The organism is Persicimonas caeni, from assembly GCF_006517175.1.
Classification (GTDB): domain Bacteria; phylum Myxococcota_A; class Bradymonadia; order Bradymonadales; family Bradymonadaceae; genus Persicimonas; species Persicimonas caeni.
In genome coordinates this window covers 1734429-1751255 of sequence record NZ_CP041186.1, presented here as the reverse complement: position 1 = coordinate 1751255, position 16827 = coordinate 1734429, and the positions used below count along the sequence as shown (strand labels likewise).

General features: G+C 65.0%; 12 protein-coding genes. 5 read left to right on the top strand and 7 right to left on the bottom strand.

Features of this window, described 5'->3' with window-relative positions:
* Nucleotides 1–15: 15 nt before the first annotated feature.
* From FIV42_RS06485 to purE, 4 genes are all read right to left on the bottom strand, one after another.
* Nucleotides 16–642 carry a HEAT repeat domain-containing protein gene (locus FIV42_RS06485; protein ID WP_141196884.1) on the bottom strand — a complete coding sequence of 209 codons (627 nt, stop codon included), beginning with the start codon at nucleotides 640–642 and terminating at the stop codon, nucleotides 16–18.
* A 4-nt stretch (nucleotides 643–646) separates the two neighbouring features.
* Nucleotides 647–2425, bottom strand: coding sequence for a zinc metalloprotease (locus FIV42_RS06480; protein ID WP_141196883.1), 1779 nt, complete (start codon nucleotides 2423–2425; stop codon nucleotides 647–649).
* A gap of 177 nt (nucleotides 2426–2602) precedes the next feature.
* Nucleotides 2603–3730, bottom strand: a complete 1128-nt coding sequence (locus FIV42_RS06475) for a 5-(carboxyamino)imidazole ribonucleotide synthase (RefSeq protein WP_222615396.1) — start codon at nucleotides 3728–3730, stop codon at nucleotides 2603–2605.
* A 39-nt stretch (nucleotides 3731–3769) separates the two neighbouring features.
* Nucleotides 3770–4267 carry a 5-(carboxyamino)imidazole ribonucleotide mutase gene (purE, locus tag FIV42_RS06470; RefSeq protein ID WP_141196882.1) on the bottom strand — a complete coding sequence of 166 codons (498 nt, stop codon included), beginning with the start codon at nucleotides 4265–4267 and terminating at the stop codon, nucleotides 3770–3772.
* A gap of 123 nt (nucleotides 4268–4390) precedes the next feature.
* Here purE and FIV42_RS06465 point away from each other — a divergent pair, with 123 nt between their 5' ends.
* The 5 genes from FIV42_RS06465 (at nucleotide 4391) to FIV42_RS06445 (ending at nucleotide 11466) form a co-directional block, all read left to right on the top strand.
* The gene (locus FIV42_RS06465) at nucleotides 4391–5269 is read left to right on the top strand and encodes a DMT family transporter (protein ID WP_222615395.1); all 879 of its coding nucleotides are present in this window, start codon (nucleotides 4391–4393) and stop codon (nucleotides 5267–5269) included.
* A gap of 130 nt (nucleotides 5270–5399) precedes the next feature.
* A complete protein-coding gene (locus FIV42_RS06460) occupies nucleotides 5400–6212 on the top strand; it encodes a ZIP family metal transporter (RefSeq protein ID WP_141196881.1) in 813 nt (270 codons plus the stop codon).
* A gap of 67 nt (nucleotides 6213–6279) precedes the next feature.
* Nucleotides 6280–8217, top strand: a complete 1938-nt coding sequence (locus tag FIV42_RS06455; protein ID WP_141196880.1) for a protein kinase domain-containing protein — start codon at nucleotides 6280–6282, stop codon at nucleotides 8215–8217.
* Between the two features lie 259 nt (nucleotides 8218–8476).
* Nucleotides 8477–9919: an IS701 family transposase gene (locus FIV42_RS06450; protein ID WP_146983763.1), complete on the top strand. Its 1443-nt coding sequence runs from the start codon at nucleotides 8477–8479 to the stop codon at nucleotides 9917–9919.
* Between the two features lie 104 nt (nucleotides 9920–10023).
* The gene (locus FIV42_RS06445; protein ID WP_141196879.1) at nucleotides 10024–11466 is read left to right on the top strand and encodes a preATP grasp domain-containing protein; all 1443 of its coding nucleotides are present in this window, start codon (nucleotides 10024–10026) and stop codon (nucleotides 11464–11466) included.
* Nucleotides 11467–11673: 207 nt separating this feature from the next.
* Here FIV42_RS06445 and FIV42_RS06440 read toward each other — a convergent pair whose 3' ends face one another.
* Genes FIV42_RS06440 through FIV42_RS06430 form a run of 3 tightly spaced genes read right to left on the bottom strand, consistent with a single transcriptional unit; the run spans nucleotide 11674 to nucleotide 16810 of the window.
* Complete coding sequence (locus FIV42_RS06440) at nucleotides 11674–12651, bottom strand: hypothetical protein (protein ID WP_141196878.1); 978 nt, start codon at nucleotides 12649–12651, stop codon at nucleotides 11674–11676.
* Between the two features lie 30 nt (nucleotides 12652–12681).
* Nucleotides 12682–16023 carry an AAA family ATPase gene (locus FIV42_RS06435; protein WP_141196877.1) on the bottom strand — a complete coding sequence of 1114 codons (3342 nt, stop codon included), beginning with the start codon at nucleotides 16021–16023 and terminating at the stop codon, nucleotides 12682–12684.
* A gap of 25 nt (nucleotides 16024–16048) precedes the next feature.
* Entirely contained in the window at nucleotides 16049–16810 is a 762-nt protein-coding gene (locus FIV42_RS06430; protein ID WP_141196876.1) for an SDR family NAD(P)-dependent oxidoreductase, read from the bottom strand.
* Nucleotides 16811–16827 lie beyond the last annotated feature (17 nt).

The window sequence follows — 16827 nt, the reverse complement described above, 5'->3', positions numbered from 1 at the left end:
AAGGCCTACGCCCTGTCAACGCACGATGCGCGTATACTTCTCGAGTCGCTCGAGGGCGACCTTGTTCGTCTCCGACTTCTTGGCCACGCGCAGCGCCTCGACAGCCTTGTCGCCGGGGATGCGGCGAATCGCCTCGATGGCGGTGAGCCGAAACTGCAGGTCGTCGTGGCTCAGGTACGGCTCGATGTGACCCAGAGCTTCGCCGGGGAAGTGCTTGGCGAGGAGCAAGATCAGCTTGTGATGGATCGCCTCGCGGAGCCCGTCGTCTTGCAGAAGCTGGGTGTAGATGCGCAGCACGCCCGCATCGGCCCAGTATCCCAGCGCCGCCAGAGCGTGCTTGCGGTGCATCGAGAACGCGTTCTTGTCGAGCGCGATCGCCGTGACGACCAGTTTGGGCTGGTCGAGCGTCTCCTCGAAGGTCTCCTTCGGAGGCAGGCCGTGGTAGCCCGACAGCAACAGCTTGGCGCGCTCGAACTCGGCTTCGTTGCCGTCGAACGGAAACGGCACCGGGCTGTTCGGCGAGGCTGCCTGGTCGGTCCCATCGCCGGCCGCATCGCTGCCAGACGGCGCCTGCTGAGCGAAGGCGGTCGACGCGACCGTAAGCGTGAGCGCGAGAACAATTGTCTTGAGCAAAGTCTTCATCGCGTCAGTCCTTCGTAAGCGGGTTGGCTTTGATGACGTGGGTCTGCTGGGCGGTCACCTCGGTGTGCGAGATGCCGGCCAGCGGGAACATCAGGTTGTCGATGTCGGGGCAGTCGTCCGGGAAGCCGCTGGTGCACTGCGGCGTGTCGTCGAGCGGGTCGTAGCCCTGACCGAACTGCTCGCTGGTGTGGAAGAGCCCCAGGTAGTGGCCGATTTCGTGGGCGAGCACGATGCCGGTGAGCTTGTTGCCGTCGACGACTTGGCCGTCGCGGTCCTGGAAGCGCTGGCCCATATACTCGGAGGTGAAGACCACGCCCGACGACGGCGTGCCGTGGAGCGCGGCCGCGCCCGGAAGTCCCTGCGAGACCCCGATGGCGCCGCGTCCGCCGCCCACGCCGCCGAGCTGCATGCTCTCGACGAAGAAGATATTGGCGCTGAGGACCCCGTCGTAGCCGCCTTCGGGCTTCTTGGAGGTGGCGACCAGGTTCTGCAGGTCGGCCTCGCTGCGAATGATGCGGTAGGCATCGGCGTCATCGCCGGTGACGTCGTGGAAGCGGACCTCGCCGATTTCGATGCCGGCCTGCTGATAGATGGTCTCGAACCACTGCAGCGTCTCTTGCATGGCCGGCTCGTTGGCCGCGCTGCTCGCGTCGAGGCCGGGCACGCCGACAATATAGATGTTGAAGTCGATCGTGGTGCCGAAGGTGCTCTCCTCGAGCAGGTAGTAGCACATGTCTTGCGAGTTCGTCTCGAGCGCCAGGGTATGCGCGCCGGACTGAAGCTGGTCGGAGAACGCTTCGATGGCGGGCATCACCAGCGGGTTGACGAAGCCGAACAGCTGGGCCGGAATCGTCTGGAATCCGTTCGCTCCGTTGAACGTCACGGCGCTCCCGTCGGGCAGCGTGATGCTGTCGGGCAGTAGGTTTTGGCCGTCGCGGGCAATCGGGGTGATCATGTACGAGACGGTGTCCGCAGCGATCTCGTAGTCGATGCTCAGGGTGCCGTCTTGCGAGGCAAGGCCGCAGGTGATCTCGTAGGGGTACTCGTCGGTGTTGTCGAGGCCGAGCTGCACGCTGCGGTCGGGGGCGCAGAATCCTTCGCCGCCGCCGATGAGCTCACAGACGTAGCCTTCGCGGCAGTCTTCGTTGCTGCCGCACATGCGCACGCACAGGTTGTAGTTCTGCCCGCCGCGCAGGCAACGGTTGTCGTAGTCGCCGCGTGCGCAGTCGTCCTGGGTCTCGCAGTCGAGGGTGGTGCAGTAGCCGTCGGGCCAGCGCGGGTGCGGGATGCAGGTGCCGCCTCGGCACTCGTCGTCGCTTCGACACGCCTCCCCGTCGTCGAGGCCGGTGGGCTCGATGTACGGCAAGCAGACATCGTAGGGGCTGGCTAGCGAGTCTTGGCAGGTATAACCCTCGCGGCACTCGTCGTCCGAGCCGCAGCGCTCGGCGCAGATAGCGCCCTGAGGGCTCGACGTGCACGAGCTGCCGTTGGGGCAGTCGGTGTCGAACTGGCAGCCGTCGGTGGTGGTGCAGTAGCCGCCGTCGAACGGATCGCCGGTCACGCAGCGTCCGTCGGCGCAGTCGCCATTGGCCATGCACGCCGCGCCGAGGTCGGCGCCGTTAGGCTCGGCGTCGGCCGGGCCGACGTCGAATTCTCCGGCGTCTTCGCCGTTGAGGTCGGTGTCGTCGCTCAGATCGAACCCGCCTTGGTTCGAATCATCGCCGCCGCACGCGGCCGACAACATCAAGAGAGCTGCCAGCATCGAGAACAATTTTAGTCGCATCATTTCCACCACGAGAGTGTGTGGGTGTTAACGGTGCGACATGTAGTGCAAGAATGCTGCCAGTTAGGATATTAACGGCGGGTAAGAGGGGGAGTGGGTTGTTGTGGCCCCCTCCGCCCTTCGCTTCGCTGCGGGCACCTCCCCGACGCGGGGGAGGGGGGGCAAGTCGAGACGCGTCTATTTATGCTCACCCAGAAACGCATACTCTGCGTCCGAGAGGGGCCGCAGCCGCGTCACATGCCCCATCTTGCGCCCCGGGTACGCCTCCGTCTTGCCGTACAGGTGCAAGTTGGCCTCCGGATCTTCGAGCGCCTCGAGCCATCGGTCGCCGATGGGCCCGAGCAGGTTCTTCATGACCGCGTCCGAGTGGCGCTTGGGCGAACCGAGCGGCAGGTCGCACACGGCGCGCACGAACTGCTCGAATTGGCTGGTGTGACACGCGTCGATGGTCCAGTGGCCCGAGTTGTGGGGCCGGGGGGCGACCTCGTTGACCAGAAGGTCGTCGTCGCGCGTCAAGAAGAGCTCGACGGCGAGGATGCCGACCAAGTCGAAGGCCTCGCCCAGCGTGCGTGCGATGTCGACGGCGCGCTCGCAGACGGCTGCATCGGCCGGGGAGGGGGCTTCAGTGGTGTCGAGGACATGATCGACGTGGTGGTTGAGCACCGGGTCGTACACGGCGAGCTGGCCCGATGGCGAGCGGGCGATGATGACCGACATCTCGCACACGTAGTCGACGAAGCCTTCGACGATCGCGCGGCGCTCGCCGATGGTGCGCCAGGCCTCCTCGAGGTCGTCGGGCGTCTCGATGGTCGCCTGACCCTTGCCGTCGTAGCCAAAGCGCGCCGACTTGACCACGCACGGGGTGCCGATATCGTCGACGGCCTCTTTCAACTCGTCGAAGGTCTCCACCTCGGCAAACGGCGCGGTGGGCACGCCGGCGTCGTTGACGAAGCGCTTTTCGGCCAGGCGGTCCTGCGCGATTTTGAGGATATGCGGAGACGGAAAGACGTCGCCGAAGTCCTCGAGGTACTCGAGCGTGTCGACGGGGATATTCTCCCACTCGTAGGTGATGACGTCGACGCTCTTGGCGAAGTCAGCCAGCGCCTCTTTGTCGTCCCAGTCGGCGACGGTGACCTTCGAGCACACCTGGGCGGTGGGGCTTTCTGCTTTGGGGGTGAAGACGTGCAACTCGTAGCCCAGCGGGGCGGCGGCCATGGCGGTCATGCGGCCGAGCTGGCCGGCGCCGAGCATGCCGATGGTGCTGCCGGTGGGGATGCGTTTGGCGTTCGAGGTCTGCTCAGTCACAACAACCTCCTCTGGGCAATCGCTGGCTCGGGGCCATCGCTAGTCTTCGTCGACCGGCTCTTCGCCGACCGCGGCGGTCTGGGCGGCGCGGAACTGCTCGAGGCGCCCGGCGAGCTCGTCGTCTTCGAGGGCGACGACCGAGGTGGCCAAGAGCGCGGCGTTGATGGCTCCGGAGCGTCCAATGGCCAATGTACCCACGGGCACGCCTTTGGGCATCTGCACAATGGAGAGCAGGCTGTCGACACCGTTGAGCACGCGGCTTTTGACCGGCACGCCGAACACCGGCAGCGTGGTCATCGACGCGCACATGCCCGGCAGGTGCGCCGCACCGCCGGCTCCGGCGATGACGACCTTCAGGCCGCGCTCACGCGCGCCCTTGGCGAACTCGACGAGGCGATCGGGGGTGCGGTGGGCAGAGATGATGCGCTTTTCAAAAGGGACGCCGAGCTCCTCGAGGATATCGGCGGCGTGGCGCATCGTGGGCCAGTCGGACTGGCTGCCCATGATAATCGAAACGAGCGGGGTCTTCTCTGCCATGGCCTATGTCTCCAGTGGACGGAAAGGTCTGGGATGGGTTTAGTAGAAGGTGGCGTTTGTTGCGTCAAGTGTTAGGAGAGATCGAGCGAGAGAGGATTGCGGCGTGAACGAAGAAGGAGCCCCATGAAGTCGAAAGAAGTCTCCGGGCTAACATACATGGCCATCAGTGCGTTCTTCTTCAGCATCATGGGCCTGTTGGTCAAGGTGGCTGGGGAGCGACTGCCGAGCCAGGAGATCGTCTTCTTTCGAAGCCTGCTGGTGCTCATCTTCGCCTGGTGGATGCTCAAGCGCGCCGGGGTCAATCCGTGGGGCAACAACAAAAAGTGGCTGGTGGTGCGCGGCTTTACGGGCTTCATGGCGCTGAGTTGCTTCTACTACGGGGTGACGCACCTGCCGTTGGCCGACGCCACGCTGATCATGTACTCCAACCCGGTGTTCACGGCCCTCTTGGCGGCTGTGTTCTTGGGCGAGCGCCTCAAGAAGGTCGACCTGCTCGGGGTGGTGCTCAGCCTGGGGGGCGTGGTGCTCATCGCCCAACCTTCGTTCATCTTCGGCGGGGCCTCTCGCCTCGACCCATTCGACGTGGGCGTGGCGCTGGCCGGGGCGGTCTTCGCGGCGATTTCCTACGTCATCGTGCGCAAGCTGCGCGAGAGCGAGCACGCGCTGGTGGTCGTCTTCTACTTCCCGCTCATCGCCACGCCCGCCTCCATCCCGACTGCGCTGCCCGACGCGATCATACCCACGTGGTGGGAGCTTGGCGTCTTGCTGGCCATCGGCATCGTTACTCATATCGCTCAAGTGGCCATGACCAAGGGCTTGCACCTCGAAGAAGCTGGACGCGCGACCGCCGTAAGCTACCTTCAAGTTGTCTTCGCCTTTGTCTGGGGCATGTTTTTCTTCGACGAGTTTCCCACTGTTCTTAGTGTCATCGGCGCACTTCTGATCGTCGGCAGCACGATAGCGATTGCGCTCTATCAGCAGAAAGCCGCCAAGGACACCTGACTCACCCACACGAACCAATACCCCCAAGTAACCCTAAGTAACCCCAAGTAACCCTAAGTAACCCTAAGTAACCCCAAGTAACCCTAAGTAACCCTAAGTAACCCCAAGTAACCCTAAGTAACCCTTCCAAATGTTTGAATGGATCGAGCAGTACACCCCCGTCACGCAGGCCTTCTTCGGCACCACCTTCACCTGGGTAGTGACCGCGCTGGGGGCGGCGACCGTCTTCTTGACCCGCTCGGTCAACCAGAAGGTGCTCGACGCGATGCTCGGCTTTGCCGCGGGGGTGATGCTCGCGGCGAGTTTCTGGTCGCTGCTGGCGCCGGCCATCGACATGGCGACGCGTCAGGGGATGACCCCGTGGGTGCCGCCGGCGATTGGCTTCATGGCCGGCGGCCTCTTTTTGTGGGGCGTCGACAAGGTACTGCCGCACCTGCACCCGGGTCTTCCGATCGAGGAGGCCGAGGGTCCGCAAACTACCTGGCGGCGCGCCACGCTGCTCGTGTTGGCCATCACGCTCCATAATATCCCCGAAGGCTTGGCCGTGGGCGTGGCCTTCGGTGCGGCGGCCCATGGAATTCCCGAGGCGAGCATCGGCGGTGCGGTGGCGCTGGCGATCGGCATCGGCTTGCAGAATTTCCCCGAGGGCGTCGCTGTGGCCATGCCGCTGCGGCGTGAGGGCGTCTCGCGGCTCAAGTCGTTCTGGTACGGCCAACTCTCGGCCATCGTCGAACCGGTGGCCGGGGTGCTCGGCGCGCTCTTTGTGATGTCGGCGCGCCCGGCGCTCCCCTATGCGCTCAGCTTCGCCGCCGGCGCGATGGTCTACGTCGTCGTCGAAGAGCTCGTGCCCGAAGCGCAATTGAGCGGTAACGCCGACCTGGCGACCAACGCGCTGATGGTCGGATTCACGGTCATGATGATCTTGGATGTGGCGCTGGGGTAGGGGTGACATTTTCGAGCAAATAGCTGACAATTCGGGCAGCGCTCCATGAATTGACGATGTGTAACGGATGAGAATCTGCCCGAAATGCCTGGGGAGGTACGACGCAGAGCTTGAGTTCTGCCCGGAAGACGGCACCGAGCTGCGCCATATCCACACCGAGTCGGACGCCGGCGACAAGATGCTCGGGCGGGTGCTCGACGGGCGCTGGCTCATCGAGGAGAAGATCGGCGAAGGCGGTATGGGCGCGGTCTATCGCGGCCAGCAGACCAGCGTGGGGCGCACCGTCGCCGTCAAGACACTGCGCGGCGCGCTCGCCGACACCGAGGAGTACGTCGAGCGCTTTTTCCGCGAGGCCAACGTCGCCTCGACGCTCAACCACCCGCACTGCGTGACGATCTACGATTTCGGCCAGGATAAAGACGACCACGTCCTCTACCTGGCGATGGAGTTCTTGGAGGGGCGCGAGCTCGGCGAGGTCTTGTACCACGGAGCATTGCCGCTTGGCGACGCGTTGACCATCGGCGTCCAAGTCTGCTCGGCGCTGGCGGCGGCCCACCGGGCCAATATCGTCCACCGCGACCTCAAACCCGACAATATCTTTTTGGTCGACGTGCCCGGCGACGAAATCTTCGTCAAGGTGCTCGACTACGGCATCGCCAAGAACCTCGACGCCGAGAGCACCTCGGTGACGCGCACCGGCCAGATCTTCGGGACCCCGGCGTATATGAGCCCGGAGCAGTGCCAGAGCGCCGACGTCGACCCGCGCTCCGACCTCTACTCGCTGGGCGTCATCCTCTATGAGCTCGTCTCCGGCAAACCTCCCTTCGGCGGCGAGACCCCGCTCAAGACGCTGCTGGCGCACGTTAACTCGGAAGCCGAGCCGCCCAGCCAAATAGGGATCTCGGTGCCCGAGGGGGTCGAGGCGATCATCATGCGGCTGCTCGAAAAGCAGCCCGACGACCGGTTCCAGGAGGCGCTCGAAGTTCGCCAAGCGCTCGAGGCCGAGCTCGGCCGGCTGTCCGCCGAAGCGCTCGACGCGATCCCCGTCGAGCAGATGACGCCCGCCGAGGCCGATTCTTTGGCCCAAACGCTCCCGTTCGAGTCGCTCGCTGCCGACGGCGGCCAGCCGCTCGTCGACCTCGAGGAGGTCGAGCGCGCCTCGACGGATGACATGCTCACGCCGATGTCCACCGACACCGCCGAGGCCGTCGAATTCGCCGAGCCAGTGGCCGAGTCGGGCGCCGAGAAAGGCTCGAGCCGGGTGGGCCTGTGGGTGGTTGTGGCGTTGGCATTGGCGGTCGGTGGAGGCGCGTACGTGGTCACGCAGGACGACGATAGTGGTGCGACTGACGCACCCGAAGCCACCGCCACCGCCGAGAAAGGTTCGGAGGATGAGCCCGCCGCGCAAGCCGACCCGAATAGGCTCGTCGCTCTGGGGATTGCCGCCGAGCGGCTTCACCGTGCGATCGGCGCCGGCGCCGAAGCGCACCGGGAGAGGGCACGCGCACTCGTCGACAAGAAGGCACGACCCAAAGAGCGCGTCCGCAAAAAGACGGCGCGAAACAAGACGACTGGGCGAAACAAGACGACTGGGCGAAACAAGACGACTGGGCGAAACAAGACGACTGGGCGAAACAAGACGACTGGGCGAAACAAGACGACTGGGCGAAACAAGACGACGAAATCCGACAAGGGAAGCAGCGCGCTCCTGCCCGTGCTCACCCAGGCGGGCGCCCGGCGCATCATCGCCTCGCACAACGACGAGATCACCGCCTGCTTCGAGAAGGGGCTGCTGCGCGACCCCGACTTCGGCGGCGGCGTCAAGGTGCGCATGGTCATCGCGGCCGAAGGCAACGTCGCCAACGCCGACGTGGTCGAGTCGACAGTCGACGCCAAGGACGTAGAATCATGCATCGTCAAACGCGTCGAGTCGTGGACGTTCCCCGAGACCGGCGACGGGCGCGTCAAAGTCTTGACCACGCCGTTTCGATTCAAAATCCAATGAAGGATACAAACAACAATTTGAGGGTCGTTCGAACGAGCGAAAGAGGCGAATCGAACGACCCCCAAATTGTTGTTTGTCTGCACTAATCTGGAGTTTCGCCATCTTTTCAGGCGGCACTCCTTGAGTTGGCGCGTCTAGTATGCTCAGCGATTAGTAGGTACGTGGCATAAGTGGTCGAAATGAAAATAAGAAGGGCTTGGAGGTGGTTGCTAGGGTTGCGTACACCAAGCAGTCCAACCGTCCAAGCCCTGGCTCGACAATGGCCTCTATCAAAGCCCTCATCGAGATGTTTCGACCGGCCTTCAGCACCCCGACTTACGACAACTTTAGTTACCTGATGTTGGCCTGGATCCGATGTGAATCTAGGCGATGCATCAGTAACCTGTTGCGCGCCGGCCGTTTTATGCCGGGGCTGAGGATGAAACCGGACGGTGAGCCCAAACATTTCTCGATATTCTATCGGTTCTTTTCGCGGGCCAAATGGAGCCTGGATGAGCTCGGCCATCTGCTGGCGTTGGCTTTGAAGGCCCGACTCGGACAAACGGTGTATGTGCTTGTGGATGATACTGTTTGCCGGCGCACTGGGCCCTTTGTGATGGGCGCCGGAATCCATCGAGACCCGATGCGCTCGACCCTCACCGGCAAGAGGGTGCGCAAGTCGGCATTCTGCTGGGGTCTTCAATTTGTGACGCTGGCAGTTTGGGTCCCGGTCGGTTTCATGCACAGCGGCGGCATCGCCGTTCCGTTGCTGTTTCGTCTGCACCGCACCCGTAAGCTGTGTCCGCCTGAGGCCTATTGCAGCCGCCCCCAGCTTTTTGCCGAGATGCTCGCAGTCTTGAGAAGCTGGTGGCTCGAGGCCCATTTTGTCGTCGTGGGCGACAACGACTACGTCAACAGGACCGTTTTTTCGGCCCTGGACGATAACATGGAGATGGTCGGCCGATTCAAAGCCAATGCAGCTCTCTTTGATGCCAAGGTCGAGCAAACGCCGGGGCCGGGACGCCGACGCATCTGGGGCAAGCGGCTCCCATCGTTGGCCGAGCTCGCTGAGGATCCCCAGCTGCCGTGGAAAGAGCAAATCCTTTACATCTATGGTCAACAACTGCAGCTTTGGATCAAAACATTTGAGGCTCAGTGGAAGAGCGCCGGGAAGGATCGCGTGCTGACCGTCGTCATCACTCGCGATCCGAGCGGACGACTCGAAGATAACTACTACTTTCGAAGCCGGCCGGGCTGCTCGGGCCCCAAAGTCCTGATTCCGCAGAGCCTGCGGTGGTCGCTGGAGAGCTGCTACCGTGACTGCAAGCAGTACATGGGCATCGAGGAGGTCCAAAACGGATTCGCTCAAGGAGACGAACCTGCAGATTCGACGATCCACGGGCCCAAGGCTCCTATCGAGCGGCGGCCGATCGCCTCGGAGCGCACGGTTCCATTCGGAATGCTGTGCTACAGCTTTGTGGTGCTGTGGTATCTCGACCATGGTCAGCCGCTCAAAGACATATGGTGGGCGCGCTATCTGGCCCCGTGGTATCCGCACAAAGTGACAATCAGTTTCGTCGACATGCTCCAGGCATTTCACCGCCAGATGGAGCAAGAACAATTATGGCAAACCCGGTCTGACGACCGGGTTTACGAAAAACAGACAACTCAACTGGCCCGACACGCGCCGCCAGGGGCCGATGGGGCTCGCAAGGCGGCCTGAAACGGCCTACCTTCGGCCCAATTTACGAGGGCAAGATGCCCTCGCACCGAAGAAAACGCCGACAAATTCGGCGAAACTCCAGACTAATAGACGTACGGACTATCATGAAAGAAGTTTTCGCTAGCGAGCTCCTCTCATCCGAGACCCTCGAGCACGCCCGCAAGGTCGCCCGTGAGCTCTACGACGAGTTCGACTTGGACGCGGCCCTCGCCCCGTACAGCCCCTATCGCCACGACGGTGTGCGCGACGAACGCCCCGTCTTGCACCTGGAAGACGTCTCCGGCATTCCGTTCGTCGCCGACATCCCGGGTGTCGAAGAGTACCAGCACCGAGCCCGCGTGCGCGCCGAGACCGGTGACCTGTTCGTGGCGGTGACGAGCCCCGTCGAGGGCTACGAGGCGTATTGCCAGCAAAAACTCGGGTTGGGCGAGCCCGACTTCTTTCAAGCCAAGCCCGTCAGCGGCCCGATGACGATTGCCGAGGCGTGTGCCTATGGCCACAACCTCGACCGGATCGCCGAGTGGGCCGCCGAGCGAGGCGGGGTGGTCATCGAGCCGTATATGTCGATCGAGGCGGTCTGGACGCTCGCCGAGAAGCTCTCGGAGCGGGGCGTCGACGCCAGCGTGACCGGCCCGCCTCCCCCCGCGCTGTGGATCGCCAACGACAAGGGCGCGCTCGCCGGGGTTATCGACCGCGTCGCCGACGGCGCTTGGAACGTCGAAACCCACCAAGAGACCGCGCCTGAGGCGATGGTCCGCCGGCTCATCGAGCTCGCCGAGCGCCACCACATGGTCGGCTTGAAGCGCACACGTTGCGCCTCGGCGATGGGCAATATCGTCTTCGAGAGCGCGATGATCCGCCGCGTCGAGCCCATCGAGCTCGACCGGCAAGTGCGCCAGTTTTTGACCAAGACCGAGTGGGACGAGGGCGAAGAGGTCCTCGTCGTCGAGTGGGCCCAGACCGACGAGTCCCCGTCGACCCAGATGTGGATCCCACCGGCCGATGTCGGCGAGGTACGCCTCGACGGCGTCTACCAACAGATCTTGAGCGGCCCCGAGCGCGTCTTCGTCGGCAGTCGCCCCTCGACCTTGCCCGACGAGGTCAACCGCCAACTCGCCGAGGCCTCGTTCGTGCTGGCCACGATCTTCCAGGAGTTCGGCTACGTCGGCCGCTGCTCGTTCGACTTCATCGTCGTCGGAGATCCGGAGGGCGACTTCGACATCCGCGTCACCGAATGCAACGGTCGCTGGGGCGGCACTAGCACCCCCATGCACCTGGTCGACCGCCTCGTCAACGGCGCCCGCCCACCGTATATCGCCCAAGACTACGTCCACCCCGAACTCGTCGGCGTCGGCCTGCCGCATATTCTCGAGGCGGTCGGCGACGAACTCTTCGACCCGGAGACCGGCGAGGGCCGGTTCGTCTTCTACAACTGCGGTCCGCTCGCCAAGAAGGGCAAGCTCGACGTCATTTCGTTCGGCGCGACGCCGGCGGACGCCCAGGAGGGCGTGCAGAGGGTGTTGCCGGAGCTGTTGGGGTTGAGTTGAGCTTTCGGAGCGAGTGCTTCCAGCTCTCGCAGACGAGGGCAAGATGCCCCCGCACCGAACGAATCGCGCGCTTTCGGAGCGAGTGCTTCCAGCTCTCGCGGACGAGGGCAAGATGCCCCCGCACCGAACGAATCGCGCGCTGTCGGAGCGAGTGCTTCCAGCTCTCGCAAGCGAGGGTTGCGGGCGGGTTTTGAGAGGTGATGGCCGTCAGGCGGACAAGTCGACCGACTGGGCCAAGCGTGTGCGGTCTTCGAGGCTGAGCGGGAAGAGCAACGCGGCGGCAACGCGGCGTGCGTCGAGCTCGTTCGTGAAGTCGTCGCGGCCGATCGTGTAGCCGTGTTTGCGTAGGTGAGCGCCGGCGAACTCTCGGGCCGTGTCGAGGTCGCCGCGGTCGGCGAGCAGGTGGATGTCGCGGTTGAGCGGGACCTCGGGACCCAGCGGGCGGCCCGCGTAGGTGAGTCGTAGCAGGGCATAGGCGGGGTCGACGTCTGTCTCGTCCGCCTCGTCCTCGAACGGGTCGTCCGACAGCCGCCAGGTGTCGACGAGCGACAGAGAGAAGCAGAGCCGCGAGAGCTTGGCCTCGTCGGTCTCGCCGCGCAAAAAAGCGTCGATGTCGGCGAGGCGCGCGGTGATGGCGCCGCGGCCGAAGTCGGCCGGCAGGCCGTCCCACAGCTTGAGACGCCGGGCGAAGATGGCGTTGAGCCCGTCGACGTCGGGCTCTTTGTCCCAGACGACCTCGTCGGTCGCCTTGAAGTCCCAGCGCACCGAGGCGGCTTCGTCGCGGTAGTCGATCGGTTCGAGGTGCGTGCGGAGCGGGCGGATGCGCTCGCCGTCCGACGCCAAGCCGGCCGGGTGTAGCGAGCTGAGCGAGGCGGCGAGGCGCAACTCGGCCGAGCCGTCGTCGAGCAACTCGAGCCAGTCGCCGGAGAGCGGCTGCAGCGGAGGCAAGCCCACCTTTTTCGTCCACGATGGGTGTTCGGCCATCACGAACTCGCAGGCCGCCAGTGCGGTGAAGAGGCTCGGGGCGTAGGCGGCGTCGCCCGTTTCGAGCAGTCGGGCGATGGCGCGGCAGACGGCTCCATAGCCGACCAGAAAGTCTTCTGGGGCGCCGAGGATGTCGGTAGAGTCGACGGCGTCGACCCAAATTTCGATGGGGCGGGTCAGGTCGTTTTGAAGGTTGGTCATATTCGCGTGTTTGGGTGCAAATCGGCCGATTCAGGGGCCGGGGATTTGTTTGGTCTGTTCGATGACTTGGGCGAGCATCGCGTCCCACTTCGATAACAGGCTGCCGGCGCCGATGCGGCGAAGCATGCGCGTGTTGTTGGCGACGAACTCTTCGAGCGCGTCCTCGAGCTCCAGCGGCTCGCTCTCACCGAAGACGGGGCGGCGTTGGGAGCGTGCGAGCAGGTCGAAGGAGATGTCGAAGGCGCGGTCGACCTGGTCGACGCTTCCCAACTCCAGGGCCATGGCGCGGAGCTCGGCGTGCAGGTCCCAGAAAACTTCGGTCTGGTTTCTTCGGGCGAGCTGGACGGCGCGCCCCAGGGATTCGACGGCGACGTCGAACTGGCCCAGCTTGCGCGAGTAGTCGACCGAGCGCGACAGCGCGTCGATCGCGCGAGTCATCGCCTCGGCGTCGGCGTCATTCGATGCCTTGGCCTCCCATGCGAGTGACAACTCCTCCTCGAGCTCACGGGCGGCCGGCCAGGCCTCGGGGGCCATCGGCGCACGGGTTCGCGCTGCGTCGAGCTTTTCGATGGCGAGGTCGAAATCTCCGTCGGCGTGCGCGTCTCGCGCCGCCTCGATGAGGCTTCGCACCGAGGGGGCGTCGGGCAGCGGCGAGCGCGCCTCGCGGGCCGCTTCGACGAGGTCGAGCGGCTCGAAGGGCGCCGGGGGCGCGTCGGGACGCGCTCGTCCCAGGGTGCGCACCTGGTGCTTGAACCAGGCATCGCGATCACGGTCGCGGCCGCTCGTCTCGGCGATCTCGGCGGCGATCGACGCCAACCAGATGCGATCGTCATCGGCGGCGCGCGCGTAGTACTTGGCCGCCGTCGCCTCGGCGCGTTTGTCCAGGGCCTCGAGGGTGTCTGCGTCGCCGCGGGCCATGCGCAGCCGCGTGGCCATCACGTAGAGCTTGAGGCTCTCGTCGTCGGCGTGGGAGACCAACTGCTCGACCTCGGCGAGGATGCGTTCGGCCTTGTCGCGTTTGATGGTGCCCTCGGCGGCGAGCCGACTGCGCAGCGCGATCGCCTCGCGGCGCATCTTCTGACGGTCGGCTGCGTCGATGCCCTCGCGCAGCGCCGTGAAGTAGGTGTTGTGGTCGAGCCTGCCGGTGAGGAGTTCTCGGCGCAGGTTCGCGATCGGCTTTTCGTCGTGAGCGGGCTCCTCTCCGGTGGCCGCGGCGTCCCACGTCTCCAGAACCGTCTGGGCGCGTGCACGCCACAGGGCGAAGACCCGCGCGTAGCCTATCTTGGCGCGGTCAGCGGTCGTGGTGTCATTTTCCGTGCGCGAGGTGCTGCGGCACAGCTCGAAGAGCTCGCGCATGCGCCGGCTGCGCTCGAGAAGCTCGATCGCCGCGCGCACCAAGGCCAAGCGCTCGCGCGACTGCAGATGGAACCAGCCGTGGCGGACCAGCTCCTCGCGAACGCCCTCTTCGAATTTCTCGAGCAGGATGCTCCGAGATTCTCCCCCGAAGCCATGTTTCTCCGCCTCTGCGATCACGTCAGCCAAGTCGCTGTGGCCGAGTTCGCCGGTCTCGAATCGCTCGAAGAGCATCTCGGCGTGAGCGCGCAGCACCAGCGTATAGGCCGCGTCGGCGATTTCTTGTCGGCCGAGCTGCTCGAAGGTCTCGGCGAGCGCCTCGAGTCGGCGCACGCTGACGTCGGGGTGTTCCCACTGCTGGAAGGTGCGAAAGACCTCGATGATATGCCACGGGGTGGCGTCGACCTTGTACTGGTCGAGGACTTCTTCGAAGAGTGCGCGGGCCCGGTCGTGTTGTCCGGAGCGATAGAGCGCGCCGAGCTTGCGGCCGAGCGCACGAATTTCGAGCTCGCGATCCTCCATCCACCGTGCGAACTCGAGGGCGCGTTCGAGCAGGGACAGGGCGGTCGCGTAGCACCCCATGCGCGTGCGGCAGGTCGCCGCGATGGTCGCCACGTCGAAGGCGGCGCGCATGGTATCTGCGGGCTCGTTTCGCGGCTGGACGCGCATCAAGGAGAGGAGCGTCTGCTCGGCCAGGTGCGTCAGCCACACCGTCTGGCGAGCCTGCTCGGCCTCCTCGAAGTCGTTTTGGCGCGCCGGCTTCTCGAGTTCGCGCGCCGTGTCGGCCAAAAAGCGCGGCGCCTCCATCCATCGCTCGGCGCCTACGAGGTGCTCGGCGAGCATCAGGTTGAGCGAGCGCAGCGCGGCGTCGAGCTTGTCGGCGTCGCGGGCGAATTTGTCGGTCAATAGGCTATCGGGGCGGTCCGCCGAGCTCGAGTCGAGCCGCTCGCGCCCGTCGCGAAGCTTGCTGCGCTGCAAGAGCAGGTGATTGGCGATCCGCCCGTGCAACAAACGCCGCTCCTCGACGCTCACGCGGCGCCGAACGGCGGCGGCGACCCGAGGGCTGGCAAATTCGAAGACGCCGTGGCCGAAGTAGTCGAAGGGCGCCGGGCCGTTGGCCGTGCGCAAGATGCCGCGCTCGCACAGCCGTGTGGCTGTGCGCATCACAGCAAGCTCGTCGTGACCGGTGGCCGAGGCGACCGTCGCCGCGCTGAAGCGGCGGCCCTGGAGGCTGGCGACCGACAGCACTTCGTGGGCGAGTTCGTCGAGCTCGTCGAGCACCTCGAGCACGTCGGTCTGCTCGCCCTTGAGCGAGACGCGGGCGATGATGCGGTTGTTGGGGCGATCGTGGCGCTCGAGATGGTCCTCGAGGCGCTCGAGCACCCCGCGGCTTCGGGCCAGCTCGGGCTGATGGGCCAGCACGAGCATGAAATAGAACGGCTGGTCTTGCTCCCAGAGCACGTCGACCAGGTTAGCCAAGAGTGTCAGCGTGGCCGCGTCGGCGAGCTCGAGTTCGTCCAAAAAGAGCGCGACCGGGTACTCCGAGGCCAGCGTTAGCAAGCTGTCGCGAATCAGGATTTCGGGCGAAGCCAGATACTTGTCGCGGGGGATGCGCACGTGGCCGCTGTCATCGCAGACCACCGACGCCAAGCTGGTCCCCACCCGCGAGATGTGGGCGTCGGGGACGACCGCCGAGAGCTCGGAGACGGCCGACAGGCAGCCGAAATCGACGCCTGCCGACTCGCTGGCGCGCCCCTCGAGCAGACCTGCGAGCCCATCCCAGGCGACCCGCAGCGGTTCGCTCCACCCGCCGATCTCGAAGCAGGAGCCGCGGCCGACCAGGGGCCGCTTGTCGGTGGTCTTCTGGTCGCGGATCATGTCCAGAAAGGAGTTGACCAGCGCGCGCTTGCCGACGGCGTCGGGGCCGTCCACAAAGACGATGCGCGGCCTGCCGCTGAGCGCAACCGCCCAGGCCTTTTGCAGTTCGAAGAGCTGCTCTTTTCGTGCGTGTTCTTGCATGCAGATATCTGGCTGCGGTCGCTGGCTACCCGCGATAGAGAGAGGTGGTCCAAGCGCTGAGCCGTCGGGGCACCAGGCCGCTGAGGGCCGACCAGGCCTTCATCGTCGCGCCGTACACGGAGTTGAGCTTGCCTTTGCGGGCGTCGGCGATCGACTTGCGCACCACGTCGCCGGGCTTGGCGTAGATAAACTCGGGCGCCTTGTCGTCGCCGTCGAGGTGAGCCACCGAGGAGAACTCGGTGTCGACCGGGCCGGGGCATACGGCGGTCACAGTGATATTTTTGGGCGCCAATTCGGCGGCCAAGGCGTTGGCGAAGTTAAGCACATAGGCCTTGGTCGCCGCGTAGACGGCGAAGTTGCCCAGCGGCGCAAAGCCCGCGCTGCTGGCGACCTGCACAATGCGCGATCCGGGCACACAATAGGGGAGGGCGCGCTGGGTTAGCTCGGTGAGCGCGCGCACGTTGAGGTCGATCATCGTCAGGTGGGTGTCGACGTCGATATCCTCGAAGGGCCCGATGGCCCCGAAGCCCGCGTTGTTGACCAGCCAGGCGACATTGGGCTGTTCACGCTCGAGGGTCTCGAACAGCTCCCGGGTCTGCTCGGCGTCGGTCAGATCCATCGCAAAGATGCGCCCCTCGGCACCGATAAGCTTGCCGGCCAGCTCTTCGAGCCGGTCCCGGCGACGCGCGACCAACCACACCTCGTCGACCTCTCGGCGTGGCGCCAACTGCTTGGCGTACTCCCACCCGAGCCCGGACGAGGCGCCTGTGACGATTGCAACATTCATCGTTCGACCTCACGATT

What these genes read in the sequence shown, in the direction of transcription:
- FIV42_RS06435 (WP_141196877.1), bottom strand. Translation starts at nt 16,023, where the DNA reads ATGCAAGAACACGCACGAAAAGAGCAGCTCTTCGAACTGCAAAAGGCC.
- FIV42_RS06430 (WP_141196876.1), bottom strand. Translation starts at nt 16,810, where the DNA reads ATGAATGTTGCAATCGTCACAGGCGCCTCGTCCGGGCTCGGGTGGGAG.
- FIV42_RS06445 (WP_141196879.1), top strand. Translation starts at nt 10,024, where the DNA reads ATGAAAGAAGTTTTCGCTAGCGAGCTCCTCTCATCCGAGACCCTCGAG.
- FIV42_RS06440 (WP_141196878.1), bottom strand. Translation starts at nt 12,651, where the DNA reads ATGACCAACCTTCAAAACGACCTGACCCGCCCCATCGAAATTTGGGTC.
- FIV42_RS06465 (WP_222615395.1), top strand. Translation starts at nt 4,391, where the DNA reads ATGAAGTCGAAAGAAGTCTCCGGGCTAACATACATGGCCATCAGTGCG.
- FIV42_RS06450 (WP_146983763.1), top strand. Translation starts at nt 8,477, where the DNA reads ATGGCCTCTATCAAAGCCCTCATCGAGATGTTTCGACCGGCCTTCAGC.
- FIV42_RS06485 (WP_141196884.1), bottom strand. Translation starts at nt 642, where the DNA reads ATGAAGACTTTGCTCAAGACAATTGTTCTCGCGCTCACGCTTACGGTC.
- FIV42_RS06480 (WP_141196883.1), bottom strand. Translation starts at nt 2,425, where the DNA reads ATGCGACTAAAATTGTTCTCGATGCTGGCAGCTCTCTTGATGTTGTCG.
- FIV42_RS06455 (WP_141196880.1), top strand. Translation starts at nt 6,280, where the DNA reads ATGAGAATCTGCCCGAAATGCCTGGGGAGGTACGACGCAGAGCTTGAG.
- purE (WP_141196882.1), bottom strand. Translation starts at nt 4,267, where the DNA reads ATGGCAGAGAAGACCCCGCTCGTTTCGATTATCATGGGCAGCCAGTCC.
- FIV42_RS06460 (WP_141196881.1), top strand. Translation starts at nt 5,400, where the DNA reads ATGTTTGAATGGATCGAGCAGTACACCCCCGTCACGCAGGCCTTCTTC.